This is a genomic window from Kitasatospora sp. NPDC059812 (assembly GCF_042732075.1).
Classification (GTDB): Bacteria; Actinomycetota; Actinomycetes; order Streptomycetales; family Streptomycetaceae; genus Kitasatospora.
This window is the reverse complement of sequence record NZ_JBHWIO010000093.1, coordinates 15,697-35,006: the sequence shown is the minus strand read 5'-3', so window position 1 is coordinate 35,006 and position 19,310 is coordinate 15,697. Positions and strand designations below refer to the sequence as shown.

At 73.8% G+C, this 19,310-nt stretch carries 18 protein-coding genes; 9 read left to right on the top strand and 9 right to left on the bottom strand.

What is annotated here, in order from left to right; all coding sequences use genetic code 11:
* The 3 genes from ACFV6D_RS32560 to ACFV6D_RS32550 form a co-directional block, all read right to left on the bottom strand.
* Positions 1-1,181 (bottom strand): S1 family peptidase (locus ACFV6D_RS32560; RefSeq protein ID WP_380562362.1); only part of this gene is annotated, 1,181 nt, incomplete at its 3' end.
* Between the two features lie 119 nt (positions 1,182-1,300).
* Positions 1,301-2,096, bottom strand: a protein-coding gene (locus ACFV6D_RS32555; RefSeq protein ID WP_380562366.1) for an IS5 family transposase whose coding sequence is annotated in 2 segments (ribosomal slippage) — positions 1,301-1,762 and positions 1,764-2,096 — 795 coding nt in all. Because the reading frame shifts where the segments join, the coding sequence is not laid out codon by codon here.
* Positions 2,097-2,479: 383 nt separating this feature from the next.
* Complete coding sequence (locus ACFV6D_RS32550) at positions 2,480-3,100, bottom strand: TetR/AcrR family transcriptional regulator (protein ID WP_380562361.1); 621 nt, start codon at positions 3,098-3,100, stop codon at positions 2,480-2,482.
* A gap of 145 nt (positions 3,101-3,245) precedes the next feature.
* Between ACFV6D_RS32550 and ACFV6D_RS32545 the strand changes: the two genes are divergently transcribed.
* Both ACFV6D_RS32545 and ACFV6D_RS32540 read left to right on the top strand, forming a co-directional pair.
* Positions 3,246-3,947 carry an SDR family oxidoreductase gene (locus ACFV6D_RS32545; RefSeq protein WP_380339191.1) on the top strand — a complete coding sequence of 234 codons (702 nt, stop codon included), beginning with the start codon at positions 3,246-3,248 and terminating at the stop codon, positions 3,945-3,947.
* 65 nt (positions 3,948-4,012) lie between these two features.
* Complete coding sequence (locus tag ACFV6D_RS32540; RefSeq protein WP_063352960.1) at positions 4,013-4,435, top strand: tautomerase family protein; 423 nt, start codon at positions 4,013-4,015, stop codon at positions 4,433-4,435.
* A 164-nt stretch (positions 4,436-4,599) separates the two neighbouring features.
* On the opposite strand, the gene ACFV6D_RS32535 is transcribed toward ACFV6D_RS32540, so the two are convergent.
* Positions 4,600-5,880, bottom strand: coding sequence for an alpha/beta hydrolase family protein (locus tag ACFV6D_RS32535; protein ID WP_380562359.1), 1,281 nt, complete (start codon positions 5,878-5,880; stop codon positions 4,600-4,602).
* Between the two features lie 100 nt (positions 5,881-5,980).
* A complete protein-coding gene (locus tag ACFV6D_RS32530) occupies positions 5,981-7,774 on the bottom strand; it encodes an RNA-guided endonuclease TnpB family protein (protein ID WP_380562357.1) in 1,794 nt (597 codons plus the stop codon).
* An 83-nt stretch (positions 7,775-7,857) separates the two neighbouring features.
* Between ACFV6D_RS32530 and ACFV6D_RS32525 the strand changes: the two genes are divergently transcribed.
* Entirely contained in the window at positions 7,858-9,063 is a 1,206-nt protein-coding gene (locus ACFV6D_RS32525; protein ID WP_380562355.1) for an MFS transporter, read from the top strand.
* A gap of 37 nt (positions 9,064-9,100) precedes the next feature.
* On the opposite strand, the gene ACFV6D_RS32520 is transcribed toward ACFV6D_RS32525, so the two are convergent.
* Complete coding sequence (locus tag ACFV6D_RS32520) at positions 9,101-9,505, bottom strand: nuclear transport factor 2 family protein (RefSeq protein WP_380562353.1); 405 nt, start codon at positions 9,503-9,505, stop codon at positions 9,101-9,103.
* A 146-nt stretch (positions 9,506-9,651) separates the two neighbouring features.
* Here ACFV6D_RS32520 and ACFV6D_RS32515 point away from each other — a divergent pair, with 146 nt between their 5' ends.
* Positions 9,652-10,095, top strand: a complete 444-nt coding sequence (locus ACFV6D_RS32515) for a MarR family winged helix-turn-helix transcriptional regulator (RefSeq protein ID WP_380562364.1) — start codon at positions 9,652-9,654, stop codon at positions 10,093-10,095.
* Between the two features lie 139 nt (positions 10,096-10,234).
* Here ACFV6D_RS32515 and pgm read toward each other — a convergent pair whose 3' ends face one another.
* Together pgm and ACFV6D_RS32505 are read right to left on the bottom strand one after the other, a co-directional pair.
* Positions 10,235-11,875, bottom strand: a complete 1,641-nt coding sequence (gene pgm / locus ACFV6D_RS32510) for a phosphoglucomutase (alpha-D-glucose-1,6-bisphosphate-dependent) (RefSeq protein WP_363377591.1) — start codon at positions 11,873-11,875, stop codon at positions 10,235-10,237.
* A gap of 142 nt (positions 11,876-12,017) precedes the next feature.
* Positions 12,018-12,317, bottom strand: a complete 300-nt coding sequence (locus ACFV6D_RS32505) for a YciI family protein (protein WP_063352966.1) — start codon at positions 12,315-12,317, stop codon at positions 12,018-12,020.
* Between the two features lie 286 nt (positions 12,318-12,603).
* On the opposite strand from ACFV6D_RS32505, the gene ACFV6D_RS32500 reads away from it, so the two are divergent.
* Positions 12,604-12,969 carry a hypothetical protein gene (locus ACFV6D_RS32500; RefSeq protein ID WP_380428578.1) on the top strand — a complete coding sequence of 122 codons (366 nt, stop codon included), beginning with the start codon at positions 12,604-12,606 and terminating at the stop codon, positions 12,967-12,969.
* Positions 12,970-13,032: 63 nt separating this feature from the next.
* Entirely contained in the window at positions 13,033-14,523 is a 1,491-nt protein-coding gene (locus ACFV6D_RS32495) for an FAD-binding protein (protein ID WP_380375817.1), read from the top strand.
* Between the two features lie 64 nt (positions 14,524-14,587).
* On the opposite strand, the gene ACFV6D_RS32490 is transcribed toward ACFV6D_RS32495, so the two are convergent.
* Complete coding sequence (locus ACFV6D_RS32490; protein ID WP_380428580.1) at positions 14,588-16,096, bottom strand: multicopper oxidase family protein; 1,509 nt, start codon at positions 16,094-16,096, stop codon at positions 14,588-14,590.
* Positions 16,097-16,354: 258 nt separating this feature from the next.
* Here ACFV6D_RS32490 and ACFV6D_RS32485 point away from each other — a divergent pair, with 258 nt between their 5' ends.
* From ACFV6D_RS32485 to ACFV6D_RS32475, 3 genes are all read left to right on the top strand, one after another.
* Positions 16,355-17,734 carry a pyridoxal phosphate-dependent decarboxylase family protein gene (locus ACFV6D_RS32485; protein ID WP_380428582.1) on the top strand — a complete coding sequence of 460 codons (1,380 nt, stop codon included), beginning with the start codon at positions 16,355-16,357 and terminating at the stop codon, positions 17,732-17,734.
* A gap of 82 nt (positions 17,735-17,816) precedes the next feature.
* Positions 17,817-18,482: a GNAT family N-acetyltransferase gene (locus ACFV6D_RS32480; RefSeq protein WP_380428584.1), complete on the top strand. Its 666-nt coding sequence runs from the start codon at positions 17,817-17,819 to the stop codon at positions 18,480-18,482.
* Positions 18,479-19,246, top strand: coding sequence for a DUF6875 domain-containing protein (locus ACFV6D_RS32475; protein WP_380428586.1), 768 nt, complete (start codon positions 18,479-18,481; stop codon positions 19,244-19,246). The genes ACFV6D_RS32480 and ACFV6D_RS32475 overlap by 4 nt, the downstream gene beginning before the upstream one ends.
* Positions 19,247-19,310: the final 64 nt, after the last annotated feature.

The window sequence follows — 19,310 nt, the reverse complement described above, 5'->3', positions numbered from 1 at the left end:
GGGTTGTACACGGAGTTGACGACCGCGGAGGAGTAGTCGACCTTGGTGCCCCACGTGGAGACGGTCTGCTGGACCCAGCCGGCGAGGTCGTCGACCCGGCTGGAGGAGGCGCCAGTACGGGTCTCGGTGGCGGGGGCGCCCAGGCAGCCGCCCTGCCAGGAGCGGGAGGCGACGCCGACAAGCTCCGGGACGCCGTTCCTGACACGCAGCAGAGGCGCGCCAGCGTCTCCCGGGCAGACGGCAGCTCCGCCATCGGTCGGCGCAGTGTCCACACTAATGGCGGTGACGGACCCGAGGGCGTGGGTTGTGGTGTGGGCCTTGGAGGGAACCCAGTCGGTGGCGGTGCGACCGTACCCGGCTACCCGCAGGTCCTCTCCAACCATCGGGGCGGTGGCGGAGAGAGCAGCGGGCATAATGTCCGTCACGGGAGTGGCGAGACGGGCCATGACGAGGTCGCGATCGCCACGGGGAACGAGCTGGGCAATGGCGACCGGCTTACCTCCGATGGTGGCGCTGCTCGGGACCGTGGGTGCTCCGACAACGACGGCAGCCGGGTCGCTGGCGAAGCAACCGGCCGAGGTGAGGAGCCAGTAGCGGTCGACCAGAGTGGCGGTGCAGGACCGCGAGACCGCACTGCGGCCTGGCTGCCCGACTGTCACGGTGCCAACCGCCGGGTACTCGCCGGTGGATGTTGGCACGCCTGGTCCGTCGGTGACGTTGAGTTCGAGCAGCGTCGTCGTATCGGCGGACGCGCCCTCTCCCAACCCCGTCCACTTGTTCTTGGGAACGTCGAAGGTGGTGACCTTGCCTGCGGTGTTCAGCGTGGCCTTGACCGTGTGGGCATCGCCCCGAATGTCGTAGACATTGGGGATCTCCATCGCCAGGTAGCCGACGGCTCCGGTGATCGTGAAGCAGACCTGGCTGGGAGCAGTAGATCGACTGAGTAGTTGGAATAGACCTGGACCTGAGGCGCAGTCAGCGAGCTGGATATGCCCGTCCCCTGCCTTCAGGGTGATCTTCCGGTCCGCGAGGATTTTCGCGGCGTCCGGGTAGGAGAAGTTCTCCACTGCCACCGGCGGCGTGGCCTCTGGCGCCTCGGCCGCGGCCGGCATCGAACCAGCCATCAGGGGTATCGCCAAGGCCGCGCCGAGCGGCCAGGCCAGTCTTTTCACTGAACTCACAAGGACTCCCCAAAGAACGCGCCCGGGGAGATATACCAGCGCCCCCGAGCCGGCAAAGAAATGATCAAGAGAACGCTATCGACTGGAGTCCTTGCACGTCAAAGCCTTTAGAGGACATCTCATTTGGAGAGTCGGCGGTGGCAGATGATGGCTGCGGCGATGCTGGCGAAGGCGGCGAAGTGGTCGGCCTTGCGTTCGTAGCGGCGGTGGAGCCGGCGGAAGCCGCCGAGCCAGGCGACGGTGCGCTCGATCACCCAGCGGTGTCGGCCGAGGCGGTTGGAGGCCTCGATCCCGCGGCGGGCGATGCGGGCGGGGATCTGCCGGCGGCGGAGGTAGGAGCGGATGAAGCGGTGGCCGTAGGCTTTGTCGCCGAGCAGTTTGCCGGGCCTGCGCCGTCGCGGGCCGCGCCGTGAGTGGATCGGCAGGATGGCGTCGACGAGCGGGATCAGGGCCTGGCTGTCGTGGACGCTGGCCCCAAAGATCGCGAGCGACAGAGGCAAACCGGTGCGTTCGGTGAGCAGGTGGATCTTCGACCCGCACTTGCCTCGGTCAACAGGATTCGGACCCGTCAGCTCCCTTTTTGAGGGCCCGCATGTTCACCGAGTCGACCGCACACCTTGACCAGTCCAACTCGCCACATGCACTGAGCTCGTCCAGAACGACCTGGTGGAGCTTGGCCCACACCCTGGCCTTGCTCCACTCGGCGAAGCGCCGGTGAGCGGTCGGCCCGGACGGGCCGAAACAAGGCGGCAGCTGAGCCCACGTGCACCCCGACGTCGCCACGAACACGATCGCCGCCAACACCTCCCGGTCCCCGTACCGACGCCGGCCACCGCCCTGCGGCCGAGTCGGCGCCTCCGGCACCACCAACTGGAACAACTCCCACAACTCGTCCGGGACGAGACGCTCCACGATCGTCACGCCTGCAGCCTACTCAGCCATCCAAATGAGATGTCTTCTTAGTCGCGCCGCCAACCATCCTCCGACCCAGAGTTAATCCCACAGCAGCCGGACACAATCGAGCCTTCCGGAATATCTCACGATGAAATCGGATATTCCAGATGAATTCAGATAATGACCACCTCTTCTCCCCCGCCATCACAGCTCGGCCACGCTTCATCCCCATGGCGCCGGGCCAGAGGCCAGAGGCGCCGACGCCCTCGCGGGCCCGGCGAGCAAGAGAGGAAACGGCCCGGGAGCACTCACTCCGCCAGCCGCGCGAGACGGGCCGACCGGCGCGCAGAAAGCAGGGGTGCTACGCCACCGGACGACCGCCGCCCCCGGTCCGGTCGCGGAGCCTACGCAGACGACGCAGTCGGGGCCATGCCGGTGGGGGCGGCCAGGCGGTGGTGGGCGGCGGCGAGGAGTTCGTCGGACAGGGCGGGGTCCTCGCTGGCACGGGCCAGGAGGAGCGCGCCGACCATGGTGGACAGGTCGGCGAGGGCGCTCTCGCGTTCGGCGGCGTCGGGCAGGTGCTGGAAGCCGTCGGCCAGGTCGCGCAGTCCGGCGGTGAAGGCGCTGCGCAGCGGGGAGCCGGGTTCGGCGCGGGCCGCGTCGGCGGCCAGGGCTGCGGCGGCGCAGCCCTGGCCGGGGTTGTCGCGGTGGAGGGTGGAGAGGTAGCGGGCGAGGAACTCGGCTCGGGGGGTGGGGTGTTGGGGAGCGGGCGTGCCGGGGGTGGGGTAGTCGGCGAGGCGGTCCATGGCTTCGCGGCGTTCGGTGAAGGCGGCTGTGAGGGCTTGGGCGACGAGGTCGTCCTTGGAGGCGAAGTGCCGGTAGAAGCCGCCGTGCGTCAGGCCTGCGGCGGCCATCGCCTGGGGGACGCTGACCTGGTCGGAGCCCTGCTCCCGGATCAGTCTGGCGGTGTGGTCGATCACCTCCTGGCGGTGGCGTTCGGCCTCGGCCCGTGACACGCGGGGCATGCCTGCGTTCCTTTCCTCGTCCTGCGGTGGTGGTGGTCCTACTTTCCCATCCGGGCTTCCCCATCCAGTTTAGATGATGGTAATAATCTAAACGTTGCGGTGCCCCGGCTGCGGGCACCGCCTTCCGAGAGCGAGGAACACGCACATGACCGTGATCGACGGCTCCACCGCCCTGGTCACCGGAGGCCTGCGCGGCCTCGGCCGGGCGTTCGTCGGGGAACTGCTGGCGCGCGGCGCGAAGAAGGTCTACGCCACCGCCCGCACCCCCGTGCCCAGCGAGGACGCACGGGTGGAGGTCCTCGCCCTGGACGTCACCGACGACGCCTCGGTGGCCGCCCTGGCCGAGCGCGTCCAGGACGTCGACGTCGTCTTCAACAACGCCGGCGTCCTGTACCCGGGAGCGCTGCTCACCGCCGACCTGCGGCAGGTCCAGGAGACCTTCGACACCAACGTCCTGGGCCCGCTGCGCATCGCCCGGGCCTTCGCGCCGGTGCTGGCGGCCCGTGGCGGCGGGGCGCTGGTCGACATCCACTCCGCGCTGTCCTGGGGCGCGGGCGCCGGCGCCTACGGCGCCTCCAAGGCCGCCCTGTGGTCCCTGACCAACTCCCTGCGCCTGGAGCTCGCCGCCCAGCACACCCAGGTCGTCGGCGTGCACCTGGGCTTCGCGGACACCGAGATGGTGGCGGCCCTGCCCGTCGACAAGATCCCGGCCGCCGAGGTGGCCCGCATCGTCCTGGACGGCGTCGAGCGCGGCGATCGCGAAGTCCTCGTCGACGACCTCACCCGGGCGCTCAAGTCCGCGCTCCCCGGCCCGGTGGAGGGCCTCACCATCCCCATCCGCCGCTGACCCGCACCCCGCCGAAACCGCCGAAACCCGCCGGCCACCGCCGGCCGACACCGAGGAGAACACCCATGCCGCTGTGGCACGTCTACCACCCTCCCGGCACCTACACCCCCGGGCAGAAGCAACAGCTCGCCGCCGACATCACCGGGTTCTACACCCGCTTCGGACTGCCGAAGTTCTACGTGATGACGCTCTTCCACGAGATCGGCGCCGACTCCTTCCACGTGGGCGACCAGCCCGCGCACGACGCGGTGCGGATCGTGGTCGAGCACATCGCCCGGCACACCGAGGACCCCGACCTGCGCAAGCGCACCCGGGAGGCCCTCGCCGCCCTCCTCGCGCCCCACACCACCGGGCGCGGCCTGTACTGCGAGTTCCACATCGACGAGACGCCCCGGGACCTGTGGATGATGGACGGGATCTCCCCGCCCCCGCCCCAGAGCGAGGCCGAACAGCTGTGGGCCCGCGAGAACCGCCCGATCCCCTACTGATCCCCTGCCGATCTCCTGCCGACGGACGCCCCGGCACGGCGCCGCCGCGAGAAGTCGGACAGGCCGACTTCCCACTCCAGGACCCACCGCCCCGGCACCCCGCGGGCGGTGGGTCCTGGCCGGTTCAGGCCGGTTCAGGCGGGTTCAGGCGGGTTCAGGCCGGTTCAGGCGTCGAGGGTGATCTCGGGGTAGTGCGGGGAGGGGGCGTCGAAGAGGGTGGTGGGGCGGCGGCGCAGGTGGAGCTGGAAGTAGGCGGTGAGGTAGGCGCGTTGGGCGGTGACGGCGCGCAGCGGGTCGCCGGTGCCGAGGAAGTGCTCCAGTTGGTCGGCGGGCCAGGCGATCACGTCCTGCCCCTGGGGGACGAGGAGTTGGAGGTCGGTGTAGGACAGGTGGCCGGAGCGGGTGAGGGTGAGCCGGCGGCGCCAGCCCGTCAGGTGGGGCCACAGGGTGTCCCACATGGCGTCGCGGGCGGGGCTGGCCCAGGTGGAGGCCATGAGCAGCAGGGGGCGCGGCTGGTCGGCGGTGGCGCAGGTGCCGAAGAGGGGGCCGTCGAGGACGGCTCCGGCGCGGATGCGGGGGTCGTCGTGGAGGGCCTGGGCGGTGGTGGCGCCGCCCATGGAGTGGCCGAACATGGCGACGGCGTCCGGGTCGAGGGCCTGGGCGAGGCCGGCGGGCAGGGGGCGGTGGTCGGCGTCGGGGTCGGCGCCGGCGGCGAGGTCGGTGAGGCGGTCGAGGACGAGGCGGACGTCGGCGGCGCGGTAGGCGACGATGTCGGCGTCGGTCATGGCCTGGACGGCGGCCTTGTCGCGTACTTCCAGGCGGTGGCCGGGGAATTCAATCTCGCCGGCGTCGAAGGTGTGGTCGACGGCGGCGACGACGTGGCCGTGGGAGGCGAGTTCCTCGGCGAGAGCGGTGTTGAAGGCGGAGTCGCCGCCGGAGCCGTGGGAGTTGAGGACGACGGGGTGGCGGCACGAGGTCTCGGCGGGGGCGTCGGCGTGGGCGTGGGTGGTGGGCCAGTCCAGGCCGGCGGCGGGGACCTGGAAGTAGGCGGTCTCCAGGTGGGCGGTCTCGGCGGGGCTCATCCAGGGGGCGCGGGGGTGGCCGGCGACGCGGGCGGCGGGGTACCAGAGGCGGGTGCGCAGCTCGCGCGGGCGCGGGGTGGGGGCCCAGCGGTCGGGGCGGGCGGGGTCGACCAGGTGCAGGGTGGTGGTGCCGACGGGGTGGGGCCCGGTGGGGGCGGGCAGCATCAGGCGCGGGGGCCGGCCCGGGGGTGAGGGCGGGGCGGCGGCGCGGGCGGCCGCGCGGGCGGGGGCGGTGCCCGCGGCGGCGAGCAGGGCGGTGGCGGCCAAGGCGGCCAGGGCGCTGCGGCGGCCGAACTGCGGGGCGGCCGCGGTGTGCGGGGCGGCAGCGGCGTACGGGGTGGTCACGGTGTGCGGGGTGGTCATGGGCCCACGGTGGCGGGTCGGGCCCTGCGGGCGCGTCGGGCCGGCGCAGGAGCGCCGGGCGGCGGGTACGACCGCGGGCATAGGCCCCGGGGCGCAGGCCTCAGCCGGAGACGGCGGGCCCAGCGGGCGCGGCGGGAGCTGCGGGGGCAGCGGGCGCACCGGTGAGGAGGGCGTCGAGCAGGCCGGGGAAGCGGGTGTCGAGGTCGGTGCGGCGCAGGCTGACGAAGCGGTTGCGCCCGGCGACGCGGGTGGTGGTGACGCCGGCCTCGCGCAGGACGCGCATGTGGTGGGAGACGGTCGACTTGTGGAGGTGCTCCAGGCCCAGGTCGCGGGGGGCGCAGGAGTGTTCGGCGCCGTCGGCGTAGCTGAGCAGCAGGGTCATCCGGACGGGGTCGCCGAGGGCGTGCAGGACCGTGACGAGGTCGATGTCGGCGGTGGTGGGCTGGGGAAGCCGCTCGTCTTCGGTCATGGCACGTGGTCCTCGTCGGGTCGGCGTTGGTTTGACATTGGCTTCCTCCCCGCCCTGAAGGACGGGGACTCCGGCCGCGCGTGCCGCGCGGGGGCTTCGCCCCACGTGGGTGCGGTCGGCCGGTGGTTGGCGCTTCACCGACCGGGTGACCCCGAGGTCTCCACGCCCTGAGACCGCCTGCCCGGCGGCCTTGATGTTCTTCGCCGCATTCACGTCGGCGTGGTCGGTGTGTCCGCAAGCGGTGCACTCGAAGACCGCTTGGCTCTTGCGGTTCTTCGGGTCCACGCGCCTGCACACGTTGCACGTCTGGGAGGTGTACGCGGGGTCGACCAGTACGACGTCCGTCCCGGTGTACCGGGCGGCGTTGCGAAGGGCCAGTTCCAGCATGTTCCATCCCTTGTCCAGGATGGCCCGGTTGAGCCCGGCCTTGGCCCGGACATTGCGCCCGGGGTGTTCGACGGTCCCGGCCGCCGAAGCGGACATGTTCTTGATCCGGAGGTCTTCGAGGACGACCAGCGCGGCCTGGCCGGTGATCCGGTTCGCCGTCCAGGCACAGAAGTCCGCGCGGCGGTTTCGGACCCGGCCGGTGATCCGGTTGATCGCCGCGATCGTCTGCTCGCGGCGAGTACTGCCCTTCTTCTGCCGGGCCTGCTTCTGCCGCAGCCGGCGCAGCCTCGCTGTCTCGCCCGCCGTGGCGAACCGCCGGTCGTGGAACGTGCCGTCGCTGGTGGTGGCGGCGATCTTCACGCCGCGGTCGATCCCGACCGCCGTGGACGGCATCACGTGCGCCTCGGGTGTTGCTTTGCCGTCCTCAACCAGGAACGAGACGAACCAGTGCCGCCCCTGCCGGGTGACCGTCGCCGACCGGATCCCGCCACCCAGCGGACGCGACCAGCGAAACCGCACCCACCCGAGCTTGGGCAGTCTGGCGCGGCCCCACCTGCGGCCCATCCGCTCCACCGTGATCAGGTTCCCGGCCGGGAAGCGGAACGACGGCGACCAGCGCCGCACCGAGCGCCACCGCACCCCGAACGTCCCGTGCTCCCGGCACGCCCGGTCCAGATCCCGAAGTGTCTGCTGCAACACATGCGACGGCGCGACCGCCAGCCACGGAAACTCCCGCTTCGCCTCCGCAAGCTCAGCGGCCTGCGGCACGTAGTTCATCCACGCCTCGCGCCGCCGATACTCCCGGCGCTGCTCCAGAGCGATGTTCCACACCGACCGGCAGATGTTGCCGAACGTCTCACACAACACCGCCTGATCTGAGGTGAGTTCAAGCCGATACCTGCGGCCGGACAGCACGGGAACACCACCCTTCCAACCACTGTGATCAACGTAGTGCACGCCACCGACAACGCAGCGACCCGCGCAGCTTCGCGCCAAGGATGGGCCAACCCCCAGGCAAAGCAGGCGATCTGCGCCCAAGAGTTCAGATCATCCACCAATCCCCTAGTGTTTGACGAGCGTCAAACTGTTGCCCTATCGTCAAACAATCGGGGGGCTTTTCCATGCCCGTACGCCTGCTCCTGCTCGCTCTCGGCACCTTCGCCATGGGCACCGACTCGATGGTCGTCGCCGGCATCCTCGGCCCGATCGCCGCCGACCTGGGGGTGTCCGTGCCGGCCGCGGGCCAGCTGGTCACCGTCTTCGCGCTCGGCTACGCGCTGCTGGCCCCGGCGCTGGCCGCGCTCACCGCCCGCTGGCCGCGCCGGCGGCTGCTGCTGACCGCGCTCGTGGTGTTCAGCGCGGCCAACGCGCTCAGCGCGCTCGCCCCGAACTACGGCCTGCTGCTGGCCACCCGGGTCCTGGCGGCCGCCGGGGCCGCGCTGTACACGCCGACCGCCAACGCGGTGGCCACCACCCTGGTCGCCCCCGAGCGGCGCGGACGGGCGCTGGCCACCGTGCTGGGCGGGATGACGGTGGCCACCGCGCTGGGCGTGCCGCTGGGCACCTGGGTGGGGCGCGGCGACTGGCGGATGACGATGTGGCTGGTCACCGCGCTGGGCGTGGCGGCGCTGGCGGGGCTGGCGCTGCTGCTGCGCGACCTGCCGGCGCCGGTGGCGGCGCCGGGGCTGCGGGCGCGCCTGGCCCCGCTGGGGCAGCGACGGGTGCTGGGGGCGGCGGCCACCACGCTGGCGTTCTTCCTGGCCTTCCAGTGCGTCTACATCTACCTGGCCACCGCCGTCTCGGGGGCGACCGGGGGCGACGCGGACCGGCTGAGCCTGGTGCTGCTGACGGCGGGCGTGATGTCGGTGGCGGGCAGCTGGCTGGGCGGGCGCCTGGTGGACCGGGTCGGGGTGCGGCGGGTGCTGCTGACCGGCTCGACGGTGGCGGCGGGCGCGTTCGCCGCGCTGCCGTGGCTGGGGCGCAGCATGCCGGGGGCGCTGGTGTACGCGGCGGTGGTGCCGCTGGCGGGGTGGGCGGTGTCGGTGGCGCTGCCGCACCGGCTGGCGTCGATCGATCCGGGGAACGCGCCGCTGCTGATCTCGCTGAACAGCAGTGCGCTGTACCTGGGGACGGCGGCCGGGGGCGTGGCGGGCAGTGCGGCGATCGCGGTGCTGGGCGGGCGGTGGTTCCCGTTCGCGGCGGCGGGGCTGGCGCTGGTGGCGGCGGTGACGGCGGCGGCGACCACGCGGGACGCGCGGGCGGGTGCGCCGGCGGCGGCGGAGGAGGAGGTGGCGACGGTGCCGGCGCCGGCACCGTCGCGGTCCTGATCCTCGAACAGGCGGGGGCCCTCAGCGGGCGGGGGTCTCAGCGGGCGGAGCCGAGGTTGCGGTCGGCCTCGGCTCCGGCGAGCAGGAGGGTGGTCTCCTCGATGCGGCGCAGGCGTCCGCAGGGGGCGTACCGGCCGAAGAGGTAGACCTCCATGGAGACCCGGGTGCCGTCGGTCTTGAGGACGTCGACGGTGTGCCGGGTGGCGGTGCGGTCGCCGTCGTGGAGTTCCTCGTGGACCTGGACGCGGCCGGAGGCGACCACGGCGCGCAGGTGGCGGATGTGGTCGGTGAAGGCGGCGCGGTCGTCCCAGCGGCCGTCGGTGCGCTGGCGGTAGTCGGGGGTGAAGTGGCGCTCGACGGCGGTCTCCAGGTCGAGGCCGGGGGCGAAGAGCAGGTCGTCGAGGGCGGCGGCGATGGTGGTGCGGGGGGCGGTGGCGGGCATGGGGGTTCCCTTCTCGGAATCCGACAATGCGTGCGTGGCGCACGCTTCATGGGGTGAGCGTACCCCAGGAACGCGTGCGCCGCGCACGCTATGATCGGGGGGTGGACCACTCCCCCGAAATCCCCGCCCCCGACCCCGCCCCTGAAATTGCCCCCGGCCTCGGGGACGCCGTCGCCCAGGCCCTGGCCGTCCTGCTGCGCCGCCCCGCCCGCGCCGCGCTCTACCGGCGCCTGACCGAGGGCCTGGGCGAGGCGGTGGACGAGGTCACCTACCCCGTGCTCTCCGGCCTGGCCCGCACCGGGGCGTGCAGCGCCGCCGACCTGGCCGCCGAGATCGGCCTGGACCGCTCCGGGGTCAGCCGCCGGGCCACCCGTCTGGAGGAGGCCGGGCTGCTGCGCCGCGAGGCCGATCCGCACGATCAGCGCGCCACCCTGCTGACCCTGACCGGCGCGGGCGAGCGCACCGTGGCGGTGATGCGCGGGCGCCTGGCCGACGGCATCGAGGAGGCGCTCGCCTCCTGGCCGCCCGGGGAGGCCGAGGCGTTCGCCCGGTCGCTGCGGCGCTTCACCGAGCAGGGCCCGCTCGGCTGAGCACGAGGCGAAAGGGCTAAGGGGCGGCGAAGCGACGGAGCTAAGGGGCGCGCGGGACAGCGCCGTGACGGCGAGGGGCCCCGAAAACGCGGGTGCCCCGGGCCGGGGAACCGGTCCGGGGCACCCGCGGGCGCGGGGATCAGGCGCCGAGGACCTCGCCGACCAGGGCGCGGGCCTCCTCCTGCACCCGGGCCAGGTGGCCGGTGCCGAGGAAGGACTCGGCGTAGATCTTGTAGACGTCCTCGGTGCCCGAGGGGCGGGCCGCGAACCAGGCGTTGTCGGTGCACACCTTGATGCCGCCGATCGGCGCGCCGTTGCCGGGCGCCTCGGCCAGCACCGCGGTCACCGCCTCGCCGGCCAGCTCGCCCGCGGTGACCTGCTGCGGGGAGAGCCGGGCCAGGCGCGCCTTCTGCTCGCGGTCGGCCGGGGCGTCCACCCGGGCGTAGGCGGGGGCGCCGTGGCGCTCGGTCAGCTCCCGGTAGTAGGCGCTGGGGGTGGCGCCGGTGACGGCGGTGATCTCGGAGGCCAGCAGGGCCAGCAGGATGCCGTCCTTGTCGGTGGTCCACACCCCGCCGTCGCGGCGCAGGAACGAGGCGCCGGCCGACTCCTCGCCGCCGAAGGCGATCGAGCCCTCCGCGAGCCCGTCGACGAACCACTTGAAGCCCACCGGCACCTCGACCAGTTCGCGCTTGAGGTCGGCGGCGACCCGGTCCAGCATCGAGGAGGACACCAGCGTCTTGCCGACCGCGGCGTCGGCGGGCCAGTCCGCGCGGTGGCGGTACAGGTAGTCGACGGCCACCGCCAGGTAGTGGTTGGGGTTCATCAGGCCGCCGTCGGGGGTGACGATGCCGTGCCGGTCGGCGTCCGCGTCGTTGCCGGTGGCGATGGCGTACTCGTCTCGGCGCCCGATCAGGGAGGCCATCGCGGACGGCGAGGAGCAGTCCATGCGGATCTTGCCGTCCCAGTCCAGCGTCATGAACCGCCAGGTCGGGTCGGTGACCGGGTTGACCACCGTCAGGTCCAGGCGGTGCGTCTCGGCGATGCGCGCCCAGTACGCCACCGACGCCCCGCCCAGCGGGTCCGCGCCGATGCGCAGCCCGGCCGCGCGCACCGCGTCCAGGTCGAGGACGGCGGGCAGGTCATCGACGTAGGTGCCCAGGTAGTCGTGGCGCCCGGTGGTCGCCGCCGCCAGCGCCCGCGCGTACGGGACGCGCTTGACGCCGCGCAGGCCCTCGCGGATCAGCTCGTTGGCGCGGTCCTGGATCCAGCCGGTGGCCTGCGAGCCGGCCGGGCCGCCGCTGGGCGGGTTGTACTTGAAGCCGCCGTCGCGCGGCGGGTTGTGCGAGGGGGTGACCACGATGCCGTCCGCCAGCGCCCGGGGGCTGCGCCGGTTGTGGGCCAGGATCGCGTGCGAGACCGCGGGCGTGGGGGTGTAGCCGTCGGCCGCGTCCAGCAGTACCTGCACGCCGTTGGCGGCCAGCACCTCCACCGCCGTCACCTTCGCCGGCTCCGAGAGCGCGTGCGTGTCGGCGCCCAGGAACAGCGGTCCTGCGATGCCCTGTTGGGCCCGGTACTCGCAGATCGCCTGCGTGGTCGCGGCGATGTGGTCCTCGTTGAACGCGGCGTCCAGCGAGGACCCGCGGTGGCCCGAGGTGCCGAACGCCACCCGCTGGCCGACCTCCTGAGGGTCCGGGTTCAGCGCGTAGTACGCCGTCACCAGCCGCGCCACATCCACCAGGTCATCCGGCTGTGCCAACTGCCCGGCCCGTGCGTGTGCCATCCGTCTTCTCCCGCCAACTTCCCGTACGCGTCCTTGCCCCGTGCCACCGATCGTAGCCAGAACGCGACCGTGCCCCGAACCGCGAGGCGGGGCGGGGCACAGCGGGGCCGGAGTTCAGGGGCCGGGGTTCAGGGGCCGGGGTTCAGGCGGGCAGCTGCTGGCGGTAGGCGTCCAGGGCGGGGGCGGTGGTGGTGGCGAGGAACTCGGTCACCGTGTAGGCGACCAGGCCCTCGCGGGCGAAGGGGTCGGTGCGGGTCAGCTCCTCGACCGCGGCGCGGTCCTCGCCCAGCGCGATGATCACCCCGCCCTCGCGCGGCACCTTGCGGCCCGAGGCGAGGAAGGTGCCGGCCTCGTAGTGCCCGCGCAGCCACTCGACGTGCTGCGGCAGGGCGGCGTCGATGCGCTCCAGCGGGGCGGTGTACGTCAGCTCAAGTACGAACATGCGACCAGGCTAGCCCCGCACGGCAGGGGCCTCGCGGCCGGGGATCCCGGCGTGTACCGAGCCCCATTGTGCCAGTTCAGCGGGGGGTTTCGGTAGGACGCAGAGCACCCGGATCACACCTTGCCGGGCGGCGGGCGCAGCCCGCAGACTCGTCCGCATCCACTCCTTCGGCCACGCGCCGGCCCCCTGTCCAGGGCGGCCGGGGCGCGCGCCGTGCTGCGCACGGGCCGTACGGCGCCGCAGGCGGTGGGCGGTGAACAGTGAACGGACGAAGGGGGACGCGAGGATGACGGTGCACAAGGACGCGGCGCACAGGGACACGGCGCACAGGGACCTGGTGCTCAAGGCGCGGGTGCGGCTGCTGAGCCACAACGAGTGGGTCCTGGACGCCCCGGAGGGGCTGTGGGTGTACCGGGCGCTGTTCCCGGTCAGCCCGCCCGTGTACGCCTACAAGCTCGCCTACGTGCTGTGGACGGCGGCCGACTCGCCGCGGGTGGCCCATCTGCCCCAGGCGCGGCGGGCGTTGCTGGAGGAGGCGCGGGCCGCCTGCGCGCACATCCCCGCCGGCGCCCCGGCCTACCAGATGCGGATGCCGGAGTACATCGCGGCCGCGCTGGCGGGGCTGGAGCAGGAGGGGCGTGCGGGGAGGTAGGTGGTCGCGGGGTGGTTGCGGTACAACAATCCCTATTTGACGACTGATCGGAGAAACGCTGATATGAGCAGTTCAGGTCTGTCCCGCCGCGCACTGATCGCCGGCGCCGGCGCCGCCGTCGTCGGCTGGAACACCGCCGCCCGCGCCTGGGCCGCCGAGCCGGGCGAGAACGTGGATCAACTGCCCGCCCTGGACGGCACGGTGGCCCTGCGGGGTGCCGACGTGGAACGGTTCTCCTCCGACTTCGGGCACCTGGTCACCGCCTCGCCCCGCGCGGTGCTGCGCCCGGCCTCGGTGCGCGACGTCCAGAAGGTGGTGGCCTTCGCCCGCCGCCACCGCATCCCGGTGGCGGTCAACGGGCAGAGCGGCGACCAGGCGGCGGCCGGCGACAGCGGGCTGGAGTCGCACTCCAGCTACGGCCAGGCCAACCCCCGCGGCGGCATCGCGATCGACGCGCGCGGGCTGTCGCGGATCCTCTCCGTCGAACCCGGGCGGGCCGTGGTGGAGGCGGGCGCCACCTGGGCGCAGCTGACGGACGCGGCGCTGGCGGCGGGCTGGATGCCGCCGTGCCTGACGGACTACCTGCACCTGTCGGTGGGCGGGACGCTGAGCGTGGGCGGCATCGGCGGGGCGGTGCAGCGCCACGGGCTGCAGGCGGACACCGTGCGGTCGCTGGACGTGGTGACCGGTACCGGCGAGCTGGTGACGGCCTCGCGCGAGCACAACCGGGAGCTGTTCGAGGCGGTGCTGGCCGGCGGCGGGCAGGTGGGGATCATCGTGCGGGCCACGCTCGCCCTGGTGCCGGCGCGCGAGCGCGCCACCGTGTTCACCCTGGCCTACGACGACGCGGACCTCTACCGCGCGGACCAGGAGAAGGTGCTGGCCCAGGGCCGCTTCGACCTCCAGGTCGGCAACGTGGTGCGCAGCGCGGACGGGCAGCGGTGGCGCTACACGGCGGAGCTGGTGGCCTACGGGGACGCCGGGCGGGCGGTGGACCGGGAGGCGCTGCTGGCGGGGCTGCACGGGGTGGCGGGCGAGACGACGGTGGTGGAGCAGAGCTGGCGCGAGTACGCGTTCCGGGTGGACGCGTTCGCGGGGTACCTGCGGGCGGCCGGGTTCTGGGGGCTGCCGAAGCCGTGGCTGAGCCTGTTCCTGCCCGCCTCGACGGTGGGGGTGTTCATGCGGGAGGCGACCGCGCTGCTGACGGCGGAGGACCTGGGGGCGGGGCTGCTGCTGTTCTACCCGTACGCGCGGGCGCGGGTGGGGGCGCCGCTGGCGGTGCTGCCGCAGGAGCCGGTGGGCTGGCACTTCGACCTGCTGGCGTTCCCGGCGCCGGGGGCGGACACGGCGGCGATGCTGGAGCGCAACCGGCGGCTGTACGACCGGGCGGTGGAGCTGGGCGGCAAGCGCTACCTGATCGGGGCGGTGCCGGGGATGACGGGGGCGGACTGGCGGCGCCACTACGGCGGTCTGTGGGAGCGGGTGGAGCGGGCCAAGCGGCGGTGGGATCCGGCGGGGATCCTGGCGCCGGGCCAGGGCATCCACGCCGGCTGACAGCCGGGCCCCCGGGCCGCCTGCGGGGGGGCGGGCGGCCCGGCGGGGGGCAGACAGAAGGTGGTCAGGTGATCTCCAGCTGCGCCATCATGCCCATCGCGGAGTGGTCCAGCAGGTGGCAGTGGTAGGGGTAGCGGCCGCGGTAGGAGTCGAAGAGGGCCTGCAGGCGCACGCTCTCCCCCGGCAGCAGGCGCACGGTGTCCTTCAGCCCGGACTCCGCCGGGCCGGGCGCGGCGCCGTTGCGCGCCAGCACCCGGAACTGCACCAGGTGCAGGTGGAAGTTGTGCGGGACGTCCTTGTTGGCGTTGACGACCGTCCAGATCTCCGAGGTGCCGAACGCCACCGAGGCGTCCACCCGCGCCGGGTCGTACACCTTGCCGTCGATCAGTCCCAGCGGGGCGGCGCCGGGCTTCTCCTGGTACTCCAGGACGACGGTGCGCTCGCGGGCCGCCGCGCCCAGGGCGGGCAGGGTGCGCAGCTGGGCGGGGACGCGGCTGGGGTCGTCGGCGGCGCGGGTGATGTCGAAGCGCAGGACCTGGCCGACGTGTTCGGCGGGGCCGGGGGGCATGGAGTTGGTGAGGACGATGCTGGAGCCGACCGGGTAGCGGGAGAAGTCGACGACGACGTCGGCGCGCTCCCCGGGGGAGAGGTCGACGGTGTCGGTGACGTGGGGGCGTTCCAGCAGGCCGCCGTCGGAGCCGATCTGGGTGAGGGGGCCGCCGTCGGCCAGGCGCAGGGAGAAGAAGCGCAGGTTGGAGGAGTTGAGCAGGCGCAGCCGGTACTTGCGGGCGGCGACCTCGACCTTGGGCCAGGGGCGGCCGTTGGCGAGGATGGTGGTGCGGTTGAGGGGGTCGTCCATGCGGTAGACGAGGCGGCCCTGGGGGTCGAAGCGGGCGTCGCGCAGGGCGATGGGCAGGTCGTAGCGGCCGGCGGGCAGCGGCAGGGCGGCTTCGGTGGCGTCGGTGATCAGGTAGGTGCCGGCCAGGCCCCGGTAGACGTGCTCGGACTCCAGGTGGTGGGCGTGGTCGTGGAACCACAGGCTCGCGTGGGGCTGGTCGTTGGGGTAGGTGTAGGTGCGGGTGGCGCCGGTGTCCAGGAGGTTCATGGGGCCGCCGTCGGAGGCGACGGGGACGCGGGCGCCGTGCAGGTGGACGGAGACGGGGTCGTCCAGCAGGTTGGTCTGGCGCACCACGACCGGGCGTCCGGAGCGGGCGCGGATGACAGGGCCGGGGAAGGCGCCGTTGTAGGTGAGGACGTCGGTGCGGTGCCCGGGCAGGATGCGGGCGTAGGACTTGAGCATGGTGACGGCGTAGGTGTCGGCGCCGCCGTCGGTGGAGACGGGGGCGAGCACCGGGGGCAGGGGCATCGCGGCGGTGAACTTCGGTGCCAGGGCGGGGCCGGCGTCGGGACCCGGGTCGGCCTCGGCGGCGGGGGCGGTGGCGCCCGGGTGGGTGTGGGCGGCCGCGGCGGCGGCGGTCTCCACGGAGGCGGCCGGGCGCAGGGTGGTGCGCATGAGCAGGACCCCTCCCCCGGTCGCCAGGGCGGCGCCGATCATCCTGCGTCTGGTCACCATCGCGCGTCCTCCTGCTGCCGGCCCGGTGTGGCGGTGTGCCCGTGCGGCCCCGGCGGGTGGGGCGGGGGCGGGTTCCGGGGGTGATTGCAGCAGCGGATCCTTGCGCCCGGTTGGGGTCCGGCTGAGGCCCGGTGGAGCGCGCGGGGCGGGTTGCGGGCGGGGCGCGCGATGAGCTGCGGGTGTTGCGGGCCGCTTGCGGCGGGCAGTCACCGTGGCTCGCAGAACACTGGAGGATCCCTCGAAGGGAAGGGCCGGAGCGTGGACCTGCGGTACTGGCTGCCGAGGGCGGCCGAGGTCGCCGAGCAGTGGGGAGAGCGGTTCGGGCCGTACAGCCCGCACCCCTCGCACCAGGTGGACGACGCGGACTTCGCCGCCGCGTTCGAGCGCTTCGCCAAGCGCCTGGAGCACAACTATCCGTTCTTCCACCCCCGTTACGCCGGGCAGATGGTCAAGCCGCCGCACCCGGCCGCCGTCGTCGGCTACCTGACGGCGATGCGCTTCAACCCCAACAACCACGCCTACGAGGGCGGGCCCGCCACCAACGACATGGAACGCGAGTGCGTCGCCCAGCTGGCCGCCATGTTCGGCCTGCCCCGCCACGTCGGCCACCTCACCAGCAGCGGCACCATCGCCAACCTGGAAGCCCTGTACGTGGCCCGCCAGAGCCACCCCGGGCGCGGCGTCGCCTACAGCGCGCAGTCCCACTACACGCACAGCCGCATGTGCCACGTCCTGGGCGTCGAGGGCCACGCGGTGGCCGCCGACGCGGACGGGCGCATGGACGTCGACGCGCTGGCCGACCTGCTCGCCACCGGCCGCGTCGGCACGGTGGTCGTCACCGCCGGCACCACCGGGCTCGGCGCCGTCGACCCGGTGCACGAGGTGCTGGCACTGGCCCGCCGCCACGGGGTGCGGGTGCACGTGGACGCCGCCTACGGCGGGTTCTTCGCCCTGCTGGCCACCGACGACACCCAGGCCGCCGCCCTGCACCTGGACCCGGCGCCGTGGCGGGCCATCGCCGGCTGCGACTCCGTCACCGTCGACCCGCACAAGCACGGCCTGCAGCCCTACGGCTGCGGCGCGGTGCTGTTCGCCGACCCCGACATCGGCCGCCACTTCGCCCACGACTCCCCCTACACCTACTTCACCGACGCCGAACTGCACCTGGGCGAGATCAGCCTGGAATGCTCGCGCGCCGGCGCCGCGGCCGCCGCCCTGTGGCTGACCCTGCAACTGCTGCCGCTCACCCCCCAGGGCCTGGGCGCCGTCCTGGCCGGCGGGCGGCGCGCGGCCCTGGCCTGGGCGGACCTGATCGAGGACAGCCCGCACCTGACCCTCCACCAGCGCCCGCAACTGGACATCGTCACCTACCACCCCACCCCCGGCGGGACACCGATGTCCGCCGTCGACGCCGCCAGCCGGCACGTGCTGCGCCAGGGCATGGCCGACGAGCAGGACCCGCTCTACCTGAGCCTGCTGCGGGTGGACGCCGCCGACTTCACCCGCCGCCACCCGGCAGCGGCGGCGGACGCCGAGGGGGCCTCGGTGCTGCGCAGCGTCCTGATCAAGCCCGAGGCGGAGGACCACCTGCCGGCCCTGCACGCGCGCCTGACCTCGCTCGCCACCGCCCGGCCCTGACCCGCCCGTCGCCCCGCTGTACGAGTGCACCCCCCGTACGACCGCCCTGCTGTCCCGCCGCCTGTCTGCCGAGGAGTGTCCGTTGACCACCGCCACCGTCCCGCCGGGCGCCGCCCTCGCGGCCCCCGCGGTCCGCCCCGCCCGACCCGAGGAGGCCCCCGCCCTCGCCCGGGTGCTCGCCGCCGCCTTCCACGACGACCCGCTCACCCGCTGGGCCTTCCCCGACGACGCCCACCGCGCCCGCATCCTGCCCGCCTTCTTCCGCGTCCACGTCGACCAGTGCCTGGCCCACGGCGGCGCCCTGACCGCCCAGCACCCCGACGACCACGCCCCCGTCGGCGCGCTGCTCTTCCTGCCCCCCGGCGTGTGGGAACACCCCGGGGAGCAGGACCAGGCGGCCGCCCGCGCCCTGGACGCGGCCGTCGACGCCGACGCCCACCCCGAATCCGCCCGCCGCCTGGCCGCCATCACCCGCCTCCAGGCCCGCCGCCACCCGCGCCACCGCCCCCACCACTACCTGGCGTTCGTCGGCGCCCACCCCGACGCCCGCCGCACCGGCACCGGCACCGCCCTCCTGCGCGCCTTCCTGGCCCGCGTCGACCACGACGGCCAGGCCGCCTACGCCGAGACCAGCTCCCCCGGCGGCGCCCGGGTCTGCGGCGCCGGCGGCTTCACCCGCTTCGGCGAGGCCATCGCCCTGCCCGCCGGCGGCCCCCGCCTGACCCCCGTGTGGCGGGGCCCCCGATGACCACCCACACCCTCGACATCGACACCGCACTGCACAGCGACACCGCACTGCGCAGCGACACCGCACTGCACAGCGACACCGCACTGCGCAGCGGCACCGCCCTGCACAGCGACACCGCGCTGCGCGTCTACTCCGCCGAGCAGATCGACGCCGGCGCCGCCGACCACCACCCCGAAGCCGCCGAGATCCTCGCCTGGAGCCGGCGCTTCCTCACCACCGCCCACCCCGACCTCGGGCGCAGCGGCCCCGTCTGCCCCTACACCCAGCCCTCGCTGCGCCGCGGCCTGTTCCACATCGCCGTCGCCGACACCCGCGCGGGCGGCGACCTGCCCGCACTCGTCGGCGAGCTGCGCGCCTGGTACGAGCGGCTGCTGGCCGACCTGACGGAGGAGTCGGACCGGGAGCTGCTGACCGTCCTGCTGGTACTGCCGGGCCTGGACCGGGCCGACTCCACCGCGCTGGACGAGGCGCAGCGCAAGGCCAAGGACGAGTTCGTCGAACAGGGCCTGATGATCGGCCAGTTCCACCCCGTCTGCGAGGAGGGGGGCCTGTGGAACGGCTCCTTCCGGCCGCTGCGCGCGCCCGTGCCGCTGCTGGCGGTGCGCAAGCTCCTCGTCTTCGACCTGCCCTTCCTCGTCGACGACGAGGCCCACCTGGCCCACTACCTGGCCCGCTTCGCCCCCCAGGTCCCCGCCCGCATCCGCGACCAGCTGGTCTCCGGCATGACGGAACACCGCAGGACCGCCCGCCTGACCGCCGCCTGAGCCGCGGCCCCCCTGGGGGGGGGCGGGGGCGGGGGGGGGGGCCCCCCGCCCGCCGCCCCCAGAA

What these genes read in the sequence shown, in the direction of transcription:
- ACFV6D_RS32550 (WP_380562361.1), bottom strand. Translation starts at nt 3,100, where the DNA reads ATGCCCCGCGTGTCACGGGCCGAGGCCGAACGCCACCGCCAGGAGGTG.
- ACFV6D_RS32545 (WP_380339191.1), top strand. Translation starts at nt 3,246, where the DNA reads ATGACCGTGATCGACGGCTCCACCGCCCTGGTCACCGGAGGCCTGCGC.
- ACFV6D_RS32540 (WP_063352960.1), top strand. Translation starts at nt 4,013, where the DNA reads ATGCCGCTGTGGCACGTCTACCACCCTCCCGGCACCTACACCCCCGGG.
- ACFV6D_RS32535 (WP_380562359.1), bottom strand. Translation starts at nt 5,880, where the DNA reads ATGACCACCCCGCACACCGTGACCACCCCGTACGCCGCTGCCGCCCCG.
- ACFV6D_RS32525 (WP_380562355.1), top strand. Translation starts at nt 7,858, where the DNA reads ATGCCCGTACGCCTGCTCCTGCTCGCTCTCGGCACCTTCGCCATGGGC.
- ACFV6D_RS32520 (WP_380562353.1), bottom strand. Translation starts at nt 9,505, where the DNA reads ATGCCCGCCACCGCCCCCCGCACCACCATCGCCGCCGCCCTCGACGAC.
- pgm (WP_363377591.1), bottom strand. Translation starts at nt 11,875, where the DNA reads ATGGCACACGCACGGGCCGGGCAGTTGGCACAGCCGGATGACCTGGTG.
- ACFV6D_RS32505 (WP_063352966.1), bottom strand. Translation starts at nt 12,317, where the DNA reads ATGTTCGTACTTGAGCTGACGTACACCGCCCCGCTGGAGCGCATCGAC.
- ACFV6D_RS32500 (WP_380428578.1), top strand. Translation starts at nt 12,604, where the DNA reads ATGACGGTGCACAAGGACGCGGCGCACAGGGACACGGCGCACAGGGAC.
- ACFV6D_RS32495 (WP_380375817.1), top strand. Translation starts at nt 13,033, where the DNA reads ATGAGCAGTTCAGGTCTGTCCCGCCGCGCACTGATCGCCGGCGCCGGC.
- ACFV6D_RS32490 (WP_380428580.1), bottom strand. Translation starts at nt 16,096, where the DNA reads ATGGTGACCAGACGCAGGATGATCGGCGCCGCCCTGGCGACCGGGGGA.
- ACFV6D_RS32475 (WP_380428586.1), top strand. Translation starts at nt 18,479, where the DNA reads ATGACCACCCACACCCTCGACATCGACACCGCACTGCACAGCGACACC.